This is a genomic window from Hymenobacter agri (assembly GCF_054778495.1).
Genome location: NZ_BAAGZM010000450.1, coordinates 1 through 3,573, shown reverse-complemented (window position 1 = coordinate 3,573; position 3,573 = coordinate 1). Strand labels below are relative to the sequence as shown.

The window sequence follows — 3,573 nt, the reverse complement described above, 5'->3', positions numbered from 1 at the left end:
GCCGCTTCGAGCTGCGCGCCGGCCTGGCGCCGGATGCCCGGTGGGAAGCGGGCGGCGCGGCCGAGGTGCATCTGAGCGAAGGGCGGTTCGATGTTGCGCTCAGTCGCTAGCGGGCTGCGGCTGGGTACAGCGTGGTGCTCAGCGTGAATCCCAACCAACGACTGTACACGTCTTTGCGGGCTTCGTGCGTAACTGTCGCGCCACCAGGCCCGACATAGCTGTCGGGTGCGCCGTAAGCATAGGAGGGAGTGAGGGGCACCTGCAGGCGAATGCCCAGCGTGGTTTCGTAGCGGTGCCACGGCAGCACGCGCACTTCCAGGCCGGCCAGACCGGTTAAGGAAACCGGGCGCACGTAGTACGCCGCATCATCCCCCGGCCGGCCCAGGGCAAAATCAGGACCGGCGCCGGCCAGCAGGTGCAAGCCCCTGGCAGGGGAGGAGGTGCGGACGTAGAATGGCATGAACAGCCGCCCCTGATGCAGCGTCTGCGGCTGATAAACCGAACCTGCCGTGGCCGACTGCCGGAAGTCGACGACGAGGCTGCTGGTGGTCAGTAGCGCCTCGGCACCCAGGCTAACCAGTGGGCCGGCGAAATAGCGCGTAGCCATAATCCCTATGACTGGCGAAGCGGACGTCTCGTTGTATTCGCGGCGGGTGTTGCCGTGCTGACTGGTGGCCTGGCCCAGGCCCACGCGAATTCCCCAGCCCCATTGCGAGGCCGGAGCACCAACTGGGCTTTGAGCCGCCGCCGTGTAGCTGGCCAGCAGGCCTAAAGCAGTGAGTAGAAGGTGCCGCATTGATGGAGAGAGGAAATCAGCGATACCCAAATGTAAGCCCCGCCCGCGCCCGCTACCTTTGCCGTCCCAACCCACCCATTCCCTCGCATGACGCCCACCGCTCCCACCTTAGCCTCCGCCAACCTCCGGTTCGACCGGCAGGACCTCTCCAACGAAACCCTGCTGCACCTCTACCAGCACCTGCTGCGCCCGAGGCTGATTGAGGAAAAAATGCTGATTCTGCTGCGCCAGGGCAAGGTGAGCAAGTGGTTTTCGGGCATCGGGCAGGAAGCCATTTCGGTAGGCAGCACGCTGGCGCTGGAGGCCGACGAGTACATTCTGCCCCTGCACCGCAACCTGGGCGTGTTCACGGGCCGCGAGGTGCCGCTGGGCCGCCTGTTTGCGCAGTGGCAGGGCAAGCGCACCGGCTTCACCAAGGGCCGCGACCGCAGCTTCCACTTCGGTACCAACGAGCACCACATCGTGGGCATGATTTCGCACCTCGGCCCGCAGCTCGCTGTGGCCGGCGGCATCGCTCTGGCCGATGTGCTCGATAAAAAGCCCAAGGTAACCGTGACCTACAGCGGCGACGGCGGCGCCAGCGAAGGCGACTTCCACGAGGCCCTGAACGTGGCCGCCGTGTGGCAGCTGCCGGTCATTTTCATCATCGAAAACAACGGCTACGGCCTGAGCACGCCCAGCAACGAGCAGTTCCGTTTCAAGTCGTTCGTCGACAAAGGCCCCGCCTACGGCATGGAGGCCGTGCAGGTCGACGGCAACAACATTCTGGAGGTGTATACCACCATCAAGCGCCTGGCCGAGGACATGCGCCAGAACCCGCGCCCCGTGCTGGTAGAGGCCCTCACGTTCCGCATGCGCGGCCACGAGGAAGCCAGCGGCACCAAGTACGTGCCCCAGAGCCTGATGGAAGAATGGGCCGCTAAAGACCCGGTGGAAAACTACGAGAAGTGGCTCATGGCCGAGGGCATTCTCACCGAAACGGCTAAGCACGGCATCCGCGAGAAAATCAAGGCCGCCATCGAGGCCGGCCTGCAGGAGGCCGACGCCGAGCCCATGCCCACGGCCGACATTGAGGAGGAAATGGCTGACATGTACCAGCCCTTCGCCGCGCCCGTAACCGACGCGCCAAAAGACGCGGCGGCCCCCGAAAAACGCTTCATCGACGCCATTCAGGAAGGCCTGAAGCAAAGCATGGAGCGCTACCCCGAGCTCGTGCTCATGGGCCAGGACATTGCCGACTACGGTGGGGTGTTCAAAATCACCGAAGGCTTCGTGGCGGAGTTTGGTAAGGCCCGGGTGCGCAATACGCCGCTGTGCGAGTCGGCCATCGTGGGCATCGGGCTGGGTCTGAGCATCAAGCGCAAGAAGGCCATGGTAGAAATGCAGTTTGCCGACTTCGTCACCTGCGGCTTCAACCAGATTGTGAACAACCTGGCCAAGAGCCACTACCGCTGGGGCCAGAATGCCGACGTGGTGGTGCGCATGCCCACCGGCGCGGGCTCGGCCGCCGGGCCGTTCCACTCGCAGAGCAATGAGGCGTGGTTCACGCACGTGCCCGGCCTGAAAGTGGTGTACCCCAGCAACCCGCACGACGCCAAAGGCCTGCTCTGCGCCGCCTTCGAAGACCCCAACCCGGTGCTCTATTTCGAGCACAAGATGCTCTACCGTAGCCTCACTGGCCCGGTGCCCGAGGCCTACTACACCACGCCCATCGGCCAGGCCGCCCTGGCCCAGGAGGGCGACGAGCTGAGCATCATCACCTACGGCATGGGCGTGCGCTGGGCCCTGCAAACCTGCCAGGACCTGGGCGTGTCGGCCGACGTACTCGACCTGCGCACCCTGCTGCCCTGGGACCAGGAAGCCGTGCGCCGCACCGTGGAGAAAAACGGCCGCGTCCTCATCCTGCACGAAGACACCCTCACCGGCGGTATTGGCGGCGAAATAGCGGCCTGGATTGCCGAAAACTGCTTCGAGCACCTCGACGCGCCGGTGCGTCGTGTGGCCTCGCTCGATACCGCCATCCCATTTGCCCCGCCGCTGGAGGCTGCCTTCCTGCCGCAGCAGCGCCTGCGCGAGCAGGTGCAGGCCCTGCGCAACTACTAGCCCAACGCGCAGTTGGCGCGGTTTTCGCGCGTCCGTTATATTGCTACTTCCGTATCCGTAGTCTGGCCCAACTTGTAGTGAAACAACGCTTCCTCTCTACCTTTTTTTCGCTGCTGCTGGGCTTGCTATCGTTGAGCCTGGGCAGCTGTAGCCTGTACCACAAGGTGGTGCATCCATACCGCCTGCCCACGCCCAAGCCGTCGAAGCAGTTCATCGCGCAGCAGAAAGCCGAGAAAAAAGCCAAGGAAGCCCGCGAGAAAGAAGCCCTGGCCAACAGCGGCCAGCAAACCGGCCTGTTTGGCGGGCTGCTGGGCGGCAGCAAGAAGAAGTCGGCCAACGCCGACGGCACCCCCGAAGCCGCTACCGACGTGTCGACGCCCTCGGGCGCCCCGCTGGCCTCGGCTACGCCCGCAACGCCGGCTACCAGCACCATGCCCGAGCGCTCCACGGTGCGCTACGACAAGCACCAGATGATGAAGAAACCGAAGCTGAACCGCCGCAAAATCCACAAGCAGCGCAAGGGCTTTCATCCCATCGATTCTATCCACAACTTCTTCAAATTCGGCCTCCATGCAAAGCCCAACTACAGCCCCGACCACCGGCCCGCGCCCAAGCAGCCCAAAGGGGCTCCCGACGATGCTGTGGCGCCCGACAACGCCCCAGGCGGCCCGCCC

At 64.5% G+C, this 3,573-nt stretch carries 3 protein-coding genes; 2 read left to right on the top strand and 1 reads right to left on the bottom strand.

The window, feature by feature from the left end; genetic code table 11:
• Positions 1 to 106: 106 nt before the first annotated feature.
• On the bottom strand, positions 107 to 796 hold the full coding sequence (locus ACYVDE_RS17485; RefSeq protein ID WP_460502831.1) for a hypothetical protein: 690 nt from the start codon (positions 794 to 796) through the stop codon (positions 107 to 109).
• Positions 797 to 883: 87 nt separating this feature from the next.
• Between ACYVDE_RS17485 and ACYVDE_RS17480 the strand changes: the two genes are divergently transcribed.
• On the top strand, positions 884 to 2,899 hold the full coding sequence (locus tag ACYVDE_RS17480) for an alpha-ketoacid dehydrogenase subunit alpha/beta (protein ID WP_460502830.1): 2,016 nt from the start codon (positions 884 to 886) through the stop codon (positions 2,897 to 2,899).
• Between the two features lie 77 nt (positions 2,900 to 2,976).
• A partial coding sequence (locus tag ACYVDE_RS17475) for a hypothetical protein (RefSeq protein ID WP_460502829.1) occupies positions 2,977 to 3,573 on the top strand: 597 nt, incomplete at its 3' end.

What these genes read in the sequence shown, in the direction of transcription:
- ACYVDE_RS17485 (WP_460502831.1), bottom strand. Translation starts at nt 796, where the DNA reads ATGCGGCACCTTCTACTCACTGCTTTAGGCCTGCTGGCCAGCTACACG.
- ACYVDE_RS17480 (WP_460502830.1), top strand. Translation starts at nt 884, where the DNA reads ATGACGCCCACCGCTCCCACCTTAGCCTCCGCCAACCTCCGGTTCGAC.